Consider the following 17,243-nt stretch of genomic DNA (forward strand, 5'->3'; position numbering starts at 1 on the left):
CGTCAGCGCCCGCTGGGTGCGAGCCGATTTCACCTATCTTCCCGTTCTGACCGGCGGCTGTGGGGCCACCGCGACCCTCAGCTGGAGGAACCTCGACAGCGGAGCGAGCGGCACCTTCCCGCCGGTTTCGCTCGGTGACGACACCCCGTTCGGACCCACCGATGCGCTCTGGGTCCCGGAGACCCTGCCCACCGGTCCCGGTCGGGTCCAGGTCACCATCGACACCAATTTCCCGCACATTGCCGGTGGCGGCACCTTCTACTCGCCCGAGTAGCGATGTGATCCCTCATCAGAACCGGCCGGTAACGGCACCTGGGTAAGGTGCGGCGGGTAGCGCAGGTGAGAGGACAGCATGAATCAGGATCCGGCGGGCATGCCGCCGCAGCAGCAACCGGTTCATTCGGCGCGGGACGCGTATCCCGCCCCGCCGCTGCCGCCGGGCGCCTATCCGCCCGGTCCGCCGGTGTACGGCCCTGGTCCGGGATATCCGCCGCCGGGTCCGCCGCGCCGATCGGTGCCGAAGTGGCTGCTGGTGGCCATTCCCGCGGTGGTCGTGGCCCTTGTTGTGCTTGTGGTCGCGGCGGTCGTGTATTCGAAGAAGTCCGAGGAGTCGGGCACCGCCCTGCCCATGACGACGTCGGCCGCCGCGTCGGCCCCGGAATCGGCCCCTGATTCCACCACCGCACCGGCCGCACCGGCCGGTGGCGCACTACCGGCTCCCGGAACGAAACCCGCCGCGGTGAGCTGTGTCTACCGGACGAAGGCGGGGGCGCAGCAGGGGCAGGCGCAGTTGCCGAAAACCGATGGTGTTCCGGCGAATACGAGCTCTTCGGTGACGCAGTATGTGATGGCGACCGGGCAGGGGAGCGTCGGGCTGAGTCTGAACAGTGCCGAATCACCCTGCACCGTCAATAGTTTCAGCAGTCTGGTGGCGCAGCACTACTTCGACGGCACGCACTGCCACCGGTTGACCACCGCCGACGATTTGAAGGTGCTGCAGTGCGGTGATCCGACGGGTACCGGAATGGGCGGTCCCGGATACGAATTCGATGACGAGTATCCGACCGACACCTTCGGCTCCACCGATGCCGCGGCGGCCTCCGGGCCGGTGCTGTACCCGCGCGGCACGCTCGCCATGGCGAATGCCGGTCCGGGAACGAACGGCAGCCAGTTCTTCCTCGTCTACGGCGACTCGCAATTGCCGCCCTCGTACACCGTTTTCGGGACCATCGACACAGCCGGGCTGGCAGTGCTCGACAAGGTCGCGGCGGGTGGAACGGACGAGAAAATGGGGCCGGGCGACGGCGGTCCGAAGCTTCCCGTCGACGTGAGTTCGATTCAGGCGCAGTAGATGGAACTGCGTCAGCTGCGGTACTTCGTGACGGTGGCCGAGGAATTGCACTTCGGGCGGGCCGCCGAGCGATTGCATATTGCGCAGCCGGCGGTCAGCCAGCAGGTGCAGCGGCTGGAGCGGGATCTGAAAGTGCAACTGCTGGAACGCTCTCCGCGCCGGGTGCGATTGACCGAGGCAGGAATGCGGTTCCTGCCGGGGGCGCGCGCCGTGCTGGCCGCCGCCGATCAAGCGCGGGCTTCGGTGGCGGATCTGGCCGGTGGGCGCGCGGAGGTCTTCCGGCTCGGCACCGTGACCGGACTCGGGGAGCGGTTGGACGCGCTGCTGGAGGGTTTCGCCGAGCGGGCGCCGCAGGTGCGGGTCGAATTGGTGGCGCTGCCGGTGCAGGAGCGGATCAAGCAGGTGGCCGACGGGCGATTGGACGCCGCGTTCGTGCGGTCGCCGCAGGACAGTCCGGAGCTGGATCTGCTTCCCGCCTGGGATGATCCGCTCGTGGTGGCCTTGCCCGCCCGGCATGCGCTGGCCGCGCGGGAGTCGGTGAGCCTTGCCGACCTGGCCGCGCTTCCGATCCGGCTGATCGAGCGGCGTGAGCATCCGGCGCTGGTGGATCTGGTGCTCTCCGCCTGTCAGCGTGCCGGTTTCGAGCCGACCCCGCTGCCCTCGCCGGCCTCGAGCACCCTGCAGGACACGATGGCCGCGGTGGGCGCCGGTGCGCCGATGTGGACCGTTGTCTACGCGTCGAATGCCCGCCTGGTGCACAACCCGAGGGTGGCGTTCCGGCCGTTCGCGGAGGCTGGCATGTCGCTGCCCATCGGATTGGCGGTGCGGTCGGGTGCCGCGTCGCCGCAGTTGAATCTGCTGGTCAGGCTGATTTCCGAGAGCGAACAGGTGGGTTCGGAGGCACGATAAGGATTGCTTATCGCTGCGTGAACGGACTGGCCATTGGTCGCGGCCTCGTGCTGCGGTGAACTGTTCTCAGGCCGCCGGAAGAACCGGAAATCGGACGGGCCCAATCGAATTCAGCACATCGCAGAGGAGAGCAGTCATGCCCATCGTCACCATTCAGCAGGGTCCCCGCACCGTCGAACTCAAGCGTGAGCTGGTGCGCCGGGTGACCGACGCTTTTGTCGACGCGTTGCAGATTCCCGCCGAGGCCGTGCAGGTGTGGATCCAGGAGGTCCCGACCGACAGCTGGGCCATCGGGGGAACGCTCACCGCCGACAAGAAATAGGTTGTGCGACAACCATGTCGGGGAGCACTCTCCGGCACGGACGAACCGGGCGTGCACCGATCGGAATGAACCCGAGTAGTGCACGCCCAGTGCGTATTACGTGTGTGCTACGAAATGACCGGCAGATAGACCTGATTGCCCGCCGAGGCGAATTCGGCCGACTTCTCGGCCATACCGGCCTCGATGGCCGCTACATCGGTGAGCCCCTGCTTCGCGGCGTATTCGCGGACATCCGCGGAAATGCGCATGGAGCAGAACTTCGGGCCGCACATGGAGCAGAAGTGCGCGGTCTTGGCGGGCTCCGCGGGCATGGTCTCGTCGTGGTACTCCCGGGCCGTATCGGGATCCAGGGAGAGCGCGAACTGATCGTGCCAGCGGAATTCGAAGCGCGCCTTGGACAGTGCGTCGTCGCGGTCCTGGGCGTGCGGGTGCTGCTTGGACAGATCGGCGGCATGGGCGGCGATCTTGTAGGTGATCACGCCGACCTTGACGTCGTCCCGGTTGGGCAGGCCCAGATGCTCCTTGGGCGTGACGTAGCAGAGCATGGCGGTGCCGGCCTGCGCGATGATGGCCGCGCCGATGGCCGAGGTGATGTGGTCGTAGGCGGGCGCGATATCGGTCGCCAGCGGGCCGAGGGTGTAGAAGGGGGCCTCCTCGCAGAGTTCCTCCTCCAGCCGCACGTTCTCCACGATCTTGTGCATGGGGACGTGGCCGGGGCCCTCGATCATCACCTGCACGCCATAGGATTTCGCGATTTTGGTGAGTTCGCCGAGGGTGCGCAGTTCGGCGAACTGGGCCTCGTCATTGGCATCCGCGACCGAACCCGGGCGCAGGCCGTCACCGAGGGAGAAGGTGATGTCGTACTTGGCCAGGATCTCGCAGAGTTCGCGGAAGTTGGTGTACAGGAACGATTCCTGATGATGCGCCAGACACCACGCGGCCATGATCGAGCCGCCGCGCGAGACGATGCCGGTGACGCGCTTGGCGGTGAGCGGCACATAGCGCAGCAGCACACCCGCGTGCACGGTCATATAGTCGACGCCCTGCTCGGCCTGCTCGATGACGGTGTCGCGGTACAGCTCCCAGGTCAGCTGGGTGGGATCGCCGTTCACCTTCTCCAGCGCCTGGTAGATCGGCACGGTGCCGACCGGGACGGGGGAGTTGCGCAGAATCCACTCGCGGGTTTCGTGAATGTTCTTGCCGGTGGACAGATCCATGATGTTGTCGGCGCCCCAGCGGGTGGCCCACACCATCTTCTCCACCTCCTCGGCGATCGAGGAGCTCACGGCCGAGTTGCCGATATTGGCGTTGATCTTCACCAGGAACTTCTTGCCGATGATCATCGGCTCGGATTCGGGGTGATTATGGTTGGCCGGGATCACGGCGCGACCGGCGGCGACCTCATCGCGCACCAACTCGGCGGCAACGCCTTCGCGCGCCGCGATGAAGTGCATCTCCGGGGTGATGATGCCCGCGCGCGCCCAGGCCAGCTGGGTGCGCGGACCCGGAACATCGGGCTTGGTCCAGGTGTCACGGACCTTGGGCAGCCCGGCCTGTAGATCGATCACGGCATTGTCGTCGGTGTACGGCCCGGAGGTGTCGTAGACGTCGAACTTCTCGCCATTGGTGAGGTTGATGCGCCGCACCGGAATCCGCAGTGTCGTGCCATCGGCCTCGACCTGCTCGTAATGCTTGACGCTGCCCTGAATGGGCCCGGTTGTCACGGTGTCGACTACGGCGGAACCGCCCTTGGGCACGACAGACTTCGATGACATGTGAATCCTCCCTACGCCGGCATTACCCGGTCAGGTTCATACGGTCGACGGCCCTGCTCCGCCCGAATGGGCTAGCCGTCCTCTCAGCCCGCTGGTGCGAGCCCCCGTTGGCATGATTACCGTGGCCGACCTTACCGGGTTGCCGGAGTACGCGGACTCGGACAATCACACAGAACTGTCCGTGCAGGTGACACGCGGGAACTGGGCGGCCACACGAGCGGCCGCCCAGCGGGTCAGTGCTCCTGCGGGCCGATGGGCCAGCCCAGTGCGCCGAAGGTGGCGTTCAGGCTGATCTCGGTCTGGGTCGCCAGGGCGTCCAGATTGCCGAGCATGGTGACCACATTGTCGGTGCGGCAGCCGACCGGATCGGGTGCGCCGGGTGCGAAACGGCCCTTGATCCAGTTGAAGGCGTCCGCCATGCCGAGGGTGGTCAGGGTCAGGTGTTCGCTGAGATGGTCGCGCTTGTAGTAGACCGAGGTGCCGCCGTCGCACCACTGCTGCACCATGCGATCGTTGGTGTACCAGGGCACGGCCTCGTCGTAGACGCCCTGGTAGACCATGGTCGGCGCGGTGGGCGGATTGCTGCCCAGCACAGTCGAATCGAAGACCTCCTTGACCTCCGGCAGGGCCAGGAAGTCGGCGATGGGGATGGTCAGCATGCGCTGGTAGTCGGTGAACATGAGGGTGAGCGCATTGCGCGGCAGGCACTGGCCGGCGGTGCGATCCATGATCGCCCGGCCCTCCGGTGTCATATAGCGGTCGACGGCGTCCGCGAACTTCGGATAGGCATTGCGCAGTGAGGCGATGCCGACGCCGATCAGCGCGGCGAACATCGAACCGTTCACGTGCAGCAGCGATTCCACGTCCGAGACGGGCGCCCCCATGGCGATGCCCTTGATATTCAGCTCTGGTGCGTAGGTGGGCTGCATCTCCGCCGCCCAGCCGCTGCCCATGCCGCCGCCGGAGTAACCCCATAGCGCGACAGGGGTATTGACGCCGTCCAGGCCGAGCGGGGAGAAGCTCTCCGCCGCGCGCACGCTGTCCAGAATCATGTAGCCGGGTTCCTTGGCCACCGCGAGGTGCCCGTAAATCCCTTCGTAGTCGGGAACATTGATGGCATAGCCCTGGCTGATCGAGGCCGCCAGCTCCAGGTACTCGACCGTGGAGTGGATGCCCTCCAGCGCGGGCAGTCCGCCGCCCTGCTGCAGTACGTACGACGGCGCGCAATTCGGTGAGGTGCTGTCGTAGAAGAACTGATGCGATACCAGCGGGCGGCCGTGCGAGGTATCGGCGCCTTCCGGTATCGCGACGGTGGTGGCCGCGACCGCGGGCTGTCCGTTCAGATCGGTTGTGCGATAAAGCAATTGCCAGGAGCGGATGTGCACCGGCAATACGGTGAGCACCGCCAGCTGCACTTCGCGGGAGCGCAGGATGGTGCCCGGTGCGGTCGATTCGAAACCGTCTGGCGCACTGTAGAACTGGTCGACGTTCACCGGTTCCGGCTGTGCGGCGGCCGGTGCCGTGGCCGCGCCCCCCAGTAGCACCGCGATGGATGCCGTCATTGCCGTCGAGAGCGCGGCCGCGGTAAACCGCCGCCACCCCCTCCGCCGGCGATCCCCATTGATAGCCACGTCTGTTCCCTTCCTCATCGACGTGACGACGATTACAACACGGCACCGTGTTGTCAACAAGATGTCTTTCTGAAACACTCCCGGCTATCGTCATGGCATGACCCGCAGCAAACCGGCCGCGGCGCCAGACCGGACCCCTGTGCGCCGCCGGATCCGCGGCCTCGACGCGGACGAGCGCAGCGCGCAAAGGCGCCGGCAACTGCTCGCCGCCGCCACCGAACTCTTTGCCCGGCAAAGCTATTCGGGAACGTCGATCGAGCAGATCTGTCAGCAGGCCTACGTCGGCACCAAAGCCTTCTACGACCACTTCGACAGCAAGGAGGCGTGCTATACGGCACTGCTGGAACAGATCACGGCACAGATCCAGCAGCGGGTCGCGGAAACCGCCGCCGACACCGAGGGCCACGACTGGCCCGGCCGCTTGCGCGCCCTCACCACCGCCTTCGTGCACGCCATCGCCGACGACCCCCGCCTCGCCAAGGTCACCTTCGGCGAAGCAGGCGGAATCTCCCCGGCTGTAGAAGCCAAACGCCGCAGCAACCGCCGCTGGGCCGCCGCCTTCCTCAACCAGCAATGGCCACACCAGGATTCACTCACCGACCGCCAGGGCCTGGCCCTCTGCCTGGCCACCATCGGCGGCATGTTCGAACTGGTCGCCGACTGGCTGCACCATCACGACGATGGTGGAGAAGCCGACGCCGTCGAGACATTGACCGAGGACCTGACGCGATTCATCGCGGTGGTCGACAACGGTCGGCGGGGCGAGCGGTAAAGGCAAAAACGCCTGGACAAGAATGCGAAAACGAAAGGCGCAGAACGGAAAGCGACAAAATGTGAAGACCGGAAATTCTGAATAACCTTATATCACAACGGAATTCGTCTTTCCGGGTCTGTTTTCCGGGAGTAGAATAGAGGCATGGAATCAGGGGGAGAATCCGCAATCGCGGCCGGTGCAGCCGCACTGGTCGCTGCGGTCGAATCTCTCACTGCTCTGCCGTTGATCCCGGTGCCGGACACCGACATTGTGGCGTTGATGCAGCAGATCGAAACCTGTACCCGCCGGTTGGCGTCGGTGCAACGGGATCTGATCGTGCAAGCCTGCGCCCGGTCATTGCCCGCTCTCAACGGTTCCGGGAGCCCGGCCCTGTATTTGCAATCGGTCCTGCATATTTCACACGGGGATGCGATCAACCGGTGGCGTGCCGCTGAGGATCTCGCGGTGTGGCATCGCGTCGGTGACGAGCCCGACCCGGCCCCGGTCCTGCCGAACGTCGCCCAAGCCCTGGACGAGGGGGCGATTTCGCTCGATCACGTGCGGGTCATCCGGCAGGTGATGAACCGGTTGCCCGGCAAGGTTCCTGCTGAGGCTCGCGCCTACGCCGAGAAGCAACTCGCCTTCCAGGCGCGCGCCCTGGACCCGACACATCTGCCGAGGATCGGGGAGATGATCCTGGGTTTCCTGGACCCGGACGGCAAGCTCACCGAGGACGCTGATCGGCAGAACCAGCGCAGTGCGGTTCTGAGCCCGCAACGCTACGACCTGATGTCCACCCTCACCGTCGAACTCACCCCCGACGCCCGTGCGGCATTCGATGCTGTCATGGCCAAGCTGGCCCGTCCCGGTATGTGCAACCCGGCGGACAAGGAAAGCCCGTGGGCCGAGGATGAGGACAACCCGGTGCCCCGGGATGTGCTGGAGGCGTGCGCGGCCCGTGACGAGCGCAGCAAGGCCCAACGCCAGCACGACGCCCTCATGGCGGTGTTGCACCCGGACTTCAACCCCACCAAGCTGGGATCGCACCGTGGGCTGCCGGTCTCCACGATCATGACCATGAGCATCGAGGATGTCGAACGCGCTGCGGGGGTGGCCACCACCGCCACCGGTGGGCAGGTCCCGGTCGAGAACGCCCTCCGGTTGATGGCCCGCCACTGCAAGACGTTCGTGCTCGTGAAGAACAAGAACGGGATGCCGTTGCATATCGGGGAAATCCGGTTGGCGAACCCGGCGCAACGGTTGGCGTTGATCGCGACCGAGCGTGGGTGCACCCGCCCGGGGTGCTCGGCTCCGGCGAGTATGGCCGCGGCCCATCATGTGACCGAGTTCAGCAAGGGCGGCCCCACCGATATCGAAAACCTGACCTTGGCGTGCGATCACTGCCACGCCCTGGTCAAAGACGGGCCACGCGGGTGGAAAACCATCAAACTCGGTGCGGATTCGGACTTCCCGGGCCGGACGGCGTGGATCGCCCCGGCGCATGTGGATCCGTCGCGGACGCCACGGGTCAACCACCTGCATCATCCCGAGGAGTTGTTGACCGAGGTTCCGCCGTCGGTGCGGCCTCGCAGGGTGTGTCGTGCCTCGGGATTGTCACCGGTGCGGTACCGGGTGCTCGGCCGGGTCGTCACACCCCTACCGCGACAATAGGTTTCCCGCCTCTGGTGTCACCGGCAGGTTGTTCCTGTCGGTGCTGGAGGTCGTTGCCGTATCGGCTTTCAGGCCGGTTCGCTCGCCGAACAATGACAACCCGACCGCGACAACAGGTTTCCCCGCCCCGGATGTGTACCCGCAGGGCGGCAACACCACCGAGGGCCACCACCGAATCTGCCGCCCACCGGACCACACCACCACACCACCACGCCAGACCGCGAGTCTTCCCTGCCCCTGCCCCTGCCCCTGCCCCCTGCCCCTGCCCGCTGCCCGCTGCCGCTGCCCGCTGCCCGCTGTCGCTGCCGCTGCCCCTGTCGGCCTGATCCCGCTCCTGCTGTAGGCCGTTGCCCGACGTGGCCTTCCGGGTTCTTGTTCTTCGATTCCTTGTTTCCAGGCGTCCTTGTCTTTCGCCCTTTGTCGTTTCGGCTCTTGCCTTTTCGTGTGGTGTCTGTGAAACCGGACCACAGCCGGTCGACCCGGCTGGTACCGCAGGTATCTCCTCGGCCCGGAAGGTCAACCGGGTACCCCACCCCGGCGTCACCAGCACGGCCATCTCGGGCCCTGCCCGCACCCAGAAACCCACCACCGCCCCTCGGCGCAAGCAACCCAGGTGCACCGGCTTATCTCGGCCTTGAATCCCCCCCCGAAGCGGGCAGCGCACAGGACTTCTCCCGGACCGCACAGCAGGTGTCCGCGCGGCACCGACCCCATAACCCTTTGTGCCGCTGAGAGACCCGCTGTTCCATCCCCGGCAGCGGACGGTTTCTATGCCGAAACGGTCGGTGCACCTGGGTTTCTTGCCTCCCCCGGCAGGGTTGGTCAGCAGGGGGTGCGGGCAAAGCCCGAGATGGCCGTGCTGGGCACGTCGGGAGAGGTACCCGATTGACCTTCCGGGCCAAGGAGATACCTGCGGTACCGGCGGGGTCGACCGGCTGTGGTGCCGTTCTCGGGAACAAAACACGAAGTGCTTTTGGCTCAGGGCTTAGGCGGTGGCGGTAATTACTTTGTCAGGGCGGGTTCTTGTACTGGATTGGGGGCGGGGTGTTCGGTGGGGGTTTCTTCCAGGCCGATTTTTTTGTGTAGGGCGGCTAGGGGTTTGGGGGACCACCAGTTGGTGGTGCTCATCAGGCGCATCAGGGCGGGGGCCAGGAGGGCTCGGATTACTGTGGCGTCGGCTATTACTGCCAGGGCCAGGCCTATGCCGAAGAGTTTCATGGCGGTTACTTCGGAGGTGGCTACTGCCAGGAGGACTACTGCCATCAGACCTGCTGCGGCGGTGAAGATTTTGCCGGTTCGGGCTACGCCCAGGGCTACTGAGCGGGTGTTGGCTTCGGGGGTGCGGTCGGAGGACAGCCATTCTTCGCGGATGCGGGAGAGGAGGAAGACCTCGTAGTCCATGGACATGCCGAAGGCCAGGCAGAACATGAGGATCGGCATGAACATGTCGACGCTGCCGGTAGGGGTGAAGCCGAGGACACCTGCCAGGTGACCGTCCTGGAAGATCCAGATCATGGCGCCGAAGGTGGCCGTCAGGGACAGCACGTTCAGCAGCAGCGCCTTCACCGGCAGCACCACACTGCCGGTGAACAGGAACAGCAGGATGAGGGTGATCACGGCGATTGCCGCCCCTGCCAGCGGAAGTCGTGAGATGACCGAGTCCATGGTGTCCTTGTTCAGCGCCGCCGCACCACCGAACAGCACCGGACCGGGCGCAGGTACCGCACGCAATGCTTCCAGCTGCGTCTTTCCCGCCTCGGTGAAGGGCGATTCCCTGGTGCCGATCGACAGATAGGCCCCATCCGGCCCGGCCATCTGCGAAATCCCCGCCGCCACCTTGCGCACACCGGTCCCGTCGTCGGCGTACACGCCGTCGCTGGACAGCACCGCGGGCACGCCGGGCACCTTCGCCAATGCCGTTGCGTAGTCCCGGATCTCGGTGGATGTGCCGTGGAATCCGGGCAGCACGACCACCGCGCTGGACGCCATATTGGCGTTGAAATCTCCGCGCACCGCGTCACCGACCTGGCGGCTGGAGGCGAAGGTGCCGATCATTCGATCGTCGGGAGTGCCGAAATGCGCTGACAGGAAAGGGGTTCCGAGCAACAGCAGAATGCCGGTGACGGCCACGGCGACGGGGATCGGACGCTTCATAACGCCGGACACCAGCCGGTACCAGCCGCTGTCCTCGGCGCGCACCACCGTCCGCTCACCGCGACCCAGCAGGCGTCGCAGCGGCTTTCGCAGATCCCAGGCGTTCACGCGGTCGCCGAGCAGGATCAGCGCGGCGGGTAGCAACAGCACTGCCGCACCCACCGCGGCGGCCACGACCGCGACACCGGCGTAGGCAAAGGATTTGAAGAACGGCTGCGGGAACACCGCCAGCGCGGCGAGGGCCAGTGCCACCGTCAGGCCGGAGAACACCACGGTCCGCCCGGCCGTCTGCACCGCCCGCAGAATGGCGGCCCGGCTGTCGAGGCCGTTGCCGAGTTCCTCGCGATATCTGCTGACGATGAAGAGGCTGTAATCGATGGCCAGGGCCAGCCCGAGCGCACTGGTCATATTCAGCGCGAAGATGGACACGTCCATGAACACGGTCATCAGGCGCAGAATGCCGAGGGTTGCCGCAATGGCGAAGAAGCCCACCATGAGTGGCAGCGCCGCCGCGACCACACTGCCGAACACCAGCACCAGCAGCAGTCCGGAGACCGGCACGGCGATGGATTCGGCCAGGATCAGATCCTTCTCCACCTGGTGGTTGATATCGGCGAAGCTGCCGGCCATACCGCCCACCCGCACCTGCACGCCATCGCGGTCACCATTGATATCCGCGCTGAGCGCGACGGCCCGGTTCTGCACCTCGTTATCGGTGCCCAGGATGGTGGCCATGATCAGGCCGCGGTGACTGTCCTTGCTGCGCAGTGCGGTGGCCAGATCCGGACGGGTCGTCAGATCGGTCCAATACGACTGCACCCCGGTCACATTCGGATCCTGGGTGAGCCGATCGGTGACGCTCTGCGCCTCCTCGCGTGCCACGGGACTGTTGACTCCGGCATCGGTGCTGACCATGACGATCAGATTGGGATTGCCGCCGGGGAAGTGTTTGTCGATGAAATCGTTGGCCTGCACCGACTCCAGCTCGGGCGTGAGATAGCCGCCGCCGACCATATGCGATTTCGCGGTGACGCCGAAGCCGCCGCAAATGATCATCAGCAACAGTGCGGCCACCAGGACGGCGCGCGGGCGCGTCATGGCGAACCGGGCAAGATTGGTCAGCATTGACGCACACCCTCCGAAGTCATTCGACTTCGGAACGGTAGCGTTCCTGAGTTCTTCCTAGCGATCGACAGTGACCATGGTCATGGATATATCGATCAGCTATTACTCAGCGATGTCGCCCTACTGCTTGGCGATACGGCCCCGCACCTCACCGAGCGTCAACCGGCCGCCGCCCGACGCCGGTGCGGTCGCGGTGACCACCACCTCATCGCCGTCCTCCAGGAAAGTGCGCTGCACCCCGTCCAGATCGATCGGCTCGGTGCCGCCCCAGCTCAATTCCATGAACGAACCGCGCTCCTGCCGCTCCGGACCGGAGATGGTGCCGGAGGCGAACAGATCACCGGTGCGGGTGGACGCGCCGTTGGCCGTCATATGGGCCAGCAGCTGCGCCGGGGACCAGTACATGCGCCGGAACGGGGGAGCGCTGACCTGCTGCCCGTTCCACTGCACCGCCAGCTCGATATCCAGGCCCCAGGGCGCGCTGTCCCGCAGATAGGGCAGTGGTTCCGGATCCTGCTCGGGAAGCGGAATCCGGGCCGCCACCAAGGCCTCCAGGGGCGTCACCCAGGCCGAGAGCGTGGTTGCGAAGGACTTGCCGAGGAACGGGCCGAGCGGCTGCCCCTCCCAGGCCTGGATATCGCGGGCCGACCAGTCGTTCACCAGGGCCACGCCGAAAACGTGCTCGGCGAAGTCGCCGGTCTGGATCGGAGTGCCCAGATCCGAACCCGCGCCCACCAGAAAGCCAAGTTCGGCCTCGATATCCAGGCGGCGAGTCGGCCCGAAATCCGTTGTGCCGGAATCTGTCCGGCGCTGACCATGTGGCCTGGTGAGTTCGGTGCCCGACACCACGACTGTGCCCGCCCGGCCGTGATAGCCCACCGGTAGATGCCGCCAATTCGGCAGCAGCGGTTCACCATCGGGGCGCAGCATGCGGCCCATGGCGGTGGCATGGTCGATGCTGGCGTAGAAATCGACGTAGTCGGCGATCCGCACGGGCAGTTCCAGCTGGATCGACTGCACCGAATGCACTGCCGCGGCGGAGAATTCGTGTTCGGCGGCCGTCTGGATCAGCTGTCGCACCTCGCGCCAGCACTGCGGGCCCTGGGTCATGAAGGCATTCAGGCTGGGCTGCGCGAACATCGGATCGTCCAGCGCCACGGCCAGATCGATGACGCTGTCGCCCAGTCGCGCACCCACTCGCGGCTGTTCGCCCAATGGGCGGAACACGCAGTACGGCAGATGCGCGGGGCCGAATCCGGAGTCCGCGGGGACCTCGATCCGCACACGACTATTCATACCCACCCCTTGTCATCGGTGCTCGACTCAAATCCACCGGGAGGGTCCGCGACCGGACCAGGTCCAGGCATAACCGGGATCCTCGCAGGCCCGTGCGGCCTCACCGAGTTGCAGCGGATGGAAGGTATCGACCATCACCGCCAGCTCATCGAAGAATTCGATGCCGATACTGCGCTCGTACGCACCGGGCTGCGGGCCGTGCGCGTATCCGCCCGGATGCACCGAGACCGAGCCCTGGCCGATGCCGGAACCCTTGCGCGCCTCGTAGTTTCCGCCGCAGTAGAACATGATCTCGTCGGAGTCCACATTGGAGTGGTAGTACGGCACCGGAATCGAGAGCGGGTGGTAGTCCACCTTGCGCGGCACGAAATTGCAGACCACGAAGTTATTGCCCTCGAACGCCTGATGCGACGGCGGCGGCTGATGCACGCGGCCGGTGAGGGGTTCGAAGTCGGCGATATCGAAGGCGAACGGGTACAGGCAGCCGTCCCAGCCCACGACATCGAACGGGTGCGCGGCGTAAACCAGTCGAGTGCCGACGATTTCACCGGCGGGCCGGTGTTTGACCAGCACCTCCACGTCCGTCCCCGGCGTCTCGAACGGCTCGGCCGGCCCGTGCAGATCGCGCTCGCAATAGGGGGAGTGCTCCAGCAGCTGACCGTATTTGGAGAGGTAGCGCTTGGGTGGCGTGATGTGACCGGAGCCCTCGATAATGTAGGCGCGCAAGGGTTCCGAGCCCTCTGGCAGCCAGCGGTGCGTGGTCGCGCGGGGGAGCAGCACCTGATGGCCCTGGTGCACCCGCAGCACGCCGAACACCGTCTCCACGGTGCCGCTGCCGGATTCGATGTAGACCAGCTCATCGCCGATGGCATTGCGGTACAGCGGTGATTCCCGCAGCGCGGCCACATAGGAGAGGCGGACATCGGCATTGCCGAGCAGCAATCGCCGGCCGGTGACCATATCGGTCTCCGCGGGCCTGCCCTCGGGGAACAGCTCATGCAGTTTCAAATGCCGGTGCCGCAGTGGATGATTCGGAGAGGTGCGCTGATCCGGGAGTGCCCACACCGTCGAATCCACAATGGCGGGCGGCAATCCGCGGTGATAGAGCAGGGAGGAGTCGCCGGAGAAACCCTCTTCGCCCATCAGCTCCTCGTAGTAGAGCTGACCCTGCTCATCACGATGCTGGGTGTGCCGCTTCGGCGGCACCGCCCCCACCTGTCGATAGAACGTCATCGCGGTCTCCCACTGACTGATGGTCCCTTGTCCATCGTAGCCACCGGATTGCCGACGCGGCCGCAGAATTGCTCAGGCACAGTGTTGTTCAGGCGTGCCGCAGGGCCGGCTCAGGCGTGCCGCAGGGCGCGATATACGGCCGCGCCGACGAATTCGCCCAGCGTGTCCGAGGTCCAGTCGCCGGGTTCATGAAGCAGCGTGCGCACCGCGCCCTCACCTGCCGACACCCACAATTCCACCAGCGCGGCCAGTTTGTGCTCGGCGTCGACGGTGCCCCAGGCGCGCAGAGTCGGGCGCAGGCGGCGGGTGCAGCGTTCCACGGCCAGCTCCCGGGCCCGCCCGAAGGAACTGGCAACGGCCGGATCGGGATTGCCGTACAGCAGTCGCCAGCCGTCGGGGCGAGCAGTCGCGGTCTGCAGCAGGGCGCGGAAGCCCTCCACGAAGACGGCCTCGTCGGCCTCGACCCGGCGGCGAGGCAGCGCCGCCAGCACACCGGTGAGCATGAGGTCTTCTTCACGCCGCAGCAGGGCCTCGATGAGCTCCACCCGATCGGCGAAGCAGGCGTACACGACCGGGCGGGTCACCTTCATGCGATCGGCGACGGCGGCAATGGTCACCGCGGCGATGCCGTCGTCGGCGGCAATCTTCAGGGCGGTGTCGAGCACCTGCGGGCGGCGGCGTTCGGGCCCGAGATGCCGCGCGCGCTGGCGTGGTCGTACAGCCGATTCGGTGCCCATGAGCACCGACCATAGCAGCGTGGGCGGGCGGGGGAACGGCTGGTCGCGACCGGTGTGCACCGGGTGGCCCGGTATGTGAACTTCATGCTCCACGGGGATTGCGAGATCGTTTCCTGCGTGAGTGAATAAAAATGCTACATTCGCGAAGGAAACGTGCCCGCGACCGACGCCCCGGCCTGAGGAAGACGACATGACCGAGACCCTGTTCAACCCGAAGACGCACGAGTTCGCCGAATTCGATGCGGAGACCCGGCGCCTGCTGCGCGCCACCGTCAACTGGTTCGAGAGCCTCGGCAAGGTGCGCCTGCTGGCCGACAGCCGCGATCGGGTCTGGTATTCGGAATTCCTCGACTTCATCAAGAGCGAGCGCGTTTTCGCCACCTTCCTGACCCCCGCGGCCGAGGCCGCCGGCGATCCGAACAAGCGCTGGGACACCGCGCGCATCGCCATGATGAGCAAGATCCTCGGCTTCTACGGCATGCAGTACTGGTACGTCTGGCAGGTCACCATCCTCGGTCTCGGGCCGATCTGGCAGAGCGCCAATGCCGAGGCCAAGGCGCGCGCCGCGGCCGCGCTGGACTCCGGTGAGATCTTCGCCTTCGGGCTGTCCGAGCAGGCGCACGGCGCCGATGTGTACTCCACCGACATGATCCTCGAACCGAAGACCCGCGGCGGCGGCTTCACCGCGACCGGCGGCAAGTACTACATCGGCAATGGCAATCAGGCCGCCATGGTGTCGGTCTTCGGCCGCCGCGCCGATAAGCCGATCATCGATTCCGCCGACTTCCAGCGGAAGATGACCGATGAGGAGTACTCCGGCTACCTCTTCTTCGCCGCCGACTCCCGGCACAAGAATTACAAGCTGCAGAAGAACGTCGTCGACTCCCAGATGTACGTCGCCGCATTCGAACTCGACAAGTACCCGGTCGCCGAGGCCGACATTCTGCACACCGGCCGCGAGGCCTTCGACGCCGCCATGAACACCGTCAATGTCGGCAAGTTCAACCTCGGCTTCGGTGCGGTGGGCGCGTGTGAGCACGCCATGTACGAGGCCGTCACGCATGCCGAGAACCGAATCCTGTTCGGGCACAAGGTGACCGAGTTCCCGCAGGTGAAATCCCTGCTGGCGGACAGTTTCGCGCGACTGGTCGGCATGAAGCTCTACAGCGAGCGCGCCATCGACTACATGCGCTCGGCGAACGAGAAGGACCGCCGCTACCTGCTGGTCAGCGCCATCGAGAAGATGTCGGTGACCCGCACCGGGCAGAAGATCTACGAGGATCTCGCGGATGTGATCGCGGCCCGCGGCTTCGAGAACGATATGTACTTCCCGATGGCCATGGTCGGCATGTTCGGCCTGCCGCGCCTCGAGGGCACCGTGCACGTGAATATGGCGCTGTCGCTGAAGTTCATGCCCAACTACATGTTCCACCCGGCCGACGCCGCCCTGGCCGCGCTGCGCTATCTGCCCGCCGCGAGCCCGGCCGGTGCGGTGCGCGCGGTCTCCGAGGCGCTGAGCTGGTCCAGTCGCCGGGTCGCCCCGCGTGCCGGGGGCCTGGTGCCCACGTTGCGCAGCGAATTGGCCGGTGCCACTTACGCTCCCGTGCCCACCCGGCGCGACGCGGCCGACGACGACTTCCTGTGGCGGCAGGGCCCGAGCAGCGGCCTCGGCCGGATTCGCTTCGCCGACTGGAAGCCGGTCTTCGAGAAGTTCGCGCACATCCCGAATGTCGCGGTGTTCCTGGAGCAGGCGCTCGGCCTGCAGACACTGCTGGCCGCCGCCACCCCCACCCGCGAGCAGCAGGCGGATGTCGACTTCCTGTTCGGGCTCGGCGAACTGTTCACGATGGTGCCCTACGCCCAGCTCATCCTGGAGCAGGCCGACATCGCGAACGCGGATGTCGATGTGCTCGATCAGCTCTTCGACATCTTCGTCCGCGACTTCTCCAAGCACGCGGTCGCCCTGAGCGCCAAGCCCTCCGCGACCAAGGCGCAGCAGGCCCGCGCACTCGATCTGGTACGCCGCCCGGTCGCCGACCCGGTCCGCTTCGAGGTGGTATTGCGCCAGGTCAGGGCGCTCGCCGGGGCGTACGAAATGACTCCCTGATCGTGTCCGCGCCCGCCCTCGGTAGGGGCGGGCAAATGCTACATTCGTGAATGAAACCGATGAATGCACTCGCGCAGTGTGAGAAGGGACAACTGATCTCGTGAGGGTTCGGGTAACTCCTGGGGTACGTCCAAAATTGGTGCGGTACCTAACCGCCGGCACGGGTGCCCAACGCCGA

At 66.0% G+C, this 17,243-nt stretch carries 13 protein-coding genes and 1 riboswitch; of the genes, 7 read left to right on the forward strand and 6 right to left on the reverse strand.

Features of this window, described 5'->3' with window-relative positions; translation table 11 throughout:
• Positions 1 to 16 precede the first annotated feature (16 nt).
• From OG716_RS33355 to dmpI, 4 genes are all read left to right on the forward strand, one after another.
• Positions 17 to 274 carry a hypothetical protein gene (locus OG716_RS33355; protein ID WP_405134382.1) on the forward strand — a complete coding sequence of 86 codons (258 nt, stop codon included), beginning with the start codon at positions 17 to 19 and terminating at the stop codon, positions 272 to 274.
• A 78-nt stretch (positions 275 to 352) separates the two neighbouring features.
• The gene (locus OG716_RS33360; protein ID WP_405134383.1) at positions 353 to 1,351 is read left to right on the forward strand and encodes a peptidylprolyl isomerase; all 999 of its coding nucleotides are present in this window, start codon (positions 353 to 355) and stop codon (positions 1,349 to 1,351) included.
• Positions 1,352 to 2,260 (forward strand): LysR substrate-binding domain-containing protein, encoded by a 909-nt coding sequence (locus OG716_RS33365; protein ID WP_405134384.1) that lies wholly within the window; start codon positions 1,352 to 1,354, stop codon positions 2,258 to 2,260. It begins immediately after the preceding gene.
• A 55-nt stretch (positions 2,261 to 2,315) separates the two neighbouring features.
• Positions 2,316 to 2,582 carry a 4-oxalocrotonate tautomerase DmpI gene (dmpI, locus tag OG716_RS33370; RefSeq protein ID WP_355130750.1) on the forward strand — a complete coding sequence of 89 codons (267 nt, stop codon included), beginning with the start codon at positions 2,316 to 2,318 and terminating at the stop codon, positions 2,580 to 2,582.
• 107 nt (positions 2,583 to 2,689) lie between these two features.
• On the opposite strand, the gene thiC is transcribed toward dmpI, so the two are convergent.
• Both thiC and OG716_RS33380 read right to left on the reverse strand, forming a co-directional pair.
• Positions 2,690 to 4,357: a phosphomethylpyrimidine synthase ThiC gene (gene thiC, locus OG716_RS33375; protein ID WP_405134385.1), complete on the reverse strand. Its 1,668-nt coding sequence runs from the start codon at positions 4,355 to 4,357 to the stop codon at positions 2,690 to 2,692.
• A riboswitch (TPP riboswitch) is annotated at positions 4,349 to 4,475 on the reverse strand. (Overlaps the previous gene by 9 nt.)
• Before the next feature lie 115 nt (positions 4,476 to 4,590).
• Complete coding sequence (locus OG716_RS33380) at positions 4,591 to 5,919, reverse strand: lipase family protein (protein ID WP_355130754.1); 1,329 nt, start codon at positions 5,917 to 5,919, stop codon at positions 4,591 to 4,593.
• 166 nt (positions 5,920 to 6,085) lie between these two features.
• On the opposite strand from OG716_RS33380, the gene OG716_RS33385 reads away from it, so the two are divergent.
• Together OG716_RS33385 and OG716_RS33390 are read left to right on the forward strand one after the other, a co-directional pair.
• Positions 6,086 to 6,760 carry a TetR/AcrR family transcriptional regulator gene (locus OG716_RS33385; protein ID WP_405134386.1) on the forward strand — a complete coding sequence of 225 codons (675 nt, stop codon included), beginning with the start codon at positions 6,086 to 6,088 and terminating at the stop codon, positions 6,758 to 6,760.
• A 144-nt stretch (positions 6,761 to 6,904) separates the two neighbouring features.
• Positions 6,905 to 8,413: a DUF222 domain-containing protein gene (locus OG716_RS33390; protein ID WP_405134387.1), complete on the forward strand. Its 1,509-nt coding sequence runs from the start codon at positions 6,905 to 6,907 to the stop codon at positions 8,411 to 8,413.
• A 1,002-nt stretch (positions 8,414 to 9,415) separates the two neighbouring features.
• On the opposite strand, the gene OG716_RS33395 is transcribed toward OG716_RS33390, so the two are convergent.
• The 4 genes from OG716_RS33395 to OG716_RS33410 form a co-directional block, all read right to left on the reverse strand.
• On the reverse strand, positions 9,416 to 11,692 hold the full coding sequence (locus OG716_RS33395) for an MMPL family transporter (protein WP_405134388.1): 2,277 nt from the start codon (positions 11,690 to 11,692) through the stop codon (positions 9,416 to 9,418).
• Positions 11,693 to 11,812: 120 nt separating this feature from the next.
• Positions 11,813 to 12,988, reverse strand: a complete 1,176-nt coding sequence (gene fahA, locus OG716_RS33400) for a fumarylacetoacetase (RefSeq protein ID WP_405134389.1) — start codon at positions 12,986 to 12,988, stop codon at positions 11,813 to 11,815.
• A gap of 27 nt (positions 12,989 to 13,015) precedes the next feature.
• A complete protein-coding gene (locus OG716_RS33405; RefSeq protein WP_405134390.1) occupies positions 13,016 to 14,221 on the reverse strand; it encodes a homogentisate 1,2-dioxygenase in 1,206 nt (401 codons plus the stop codon).
• A gap of 110 nt (positions 14,222 to 14,331) precedes the next feature.
• Entirely contained in the window at positions 14,332 to 14,958 is a 627-nt protein-coding gene (locus OG716_RS33410; RefSeq protein ID WP_355131527.1) for a TetR family transcriptional regulator, read from the reverse strand.
• A 190-nt stretch (positions 14,959 to 15,148) separates the two neighbouring features.
• Here OG716_RS33410 and OG716_RS33415 point away from each other — a divergent pair, with 190 nt between their 5' ends.
• On the forward strand, positions 15,149 to 17,065 hold the full coding sequence (locus OG716_RS33415) for an acyl-CoA dehydrogenase family protein (RefSeq protein ID WP_405134391.1): 1,917 nt from the start codon (positions 15,149 to 15,151) through the stop codon (positions 17,063 to 17,065).
• Positions 17,066 to 17,243: the final 178 nt, after the last annotated feature.

The sequence above is a fragment of the Nocardia sp. NBC_01388 genome (assembly GCF_045040085.1).
GTDB lineage: Bacteria > Actinomycetota > Actinomycetes > Mycobacteriales > Mycobacteriaceae > Nocardia.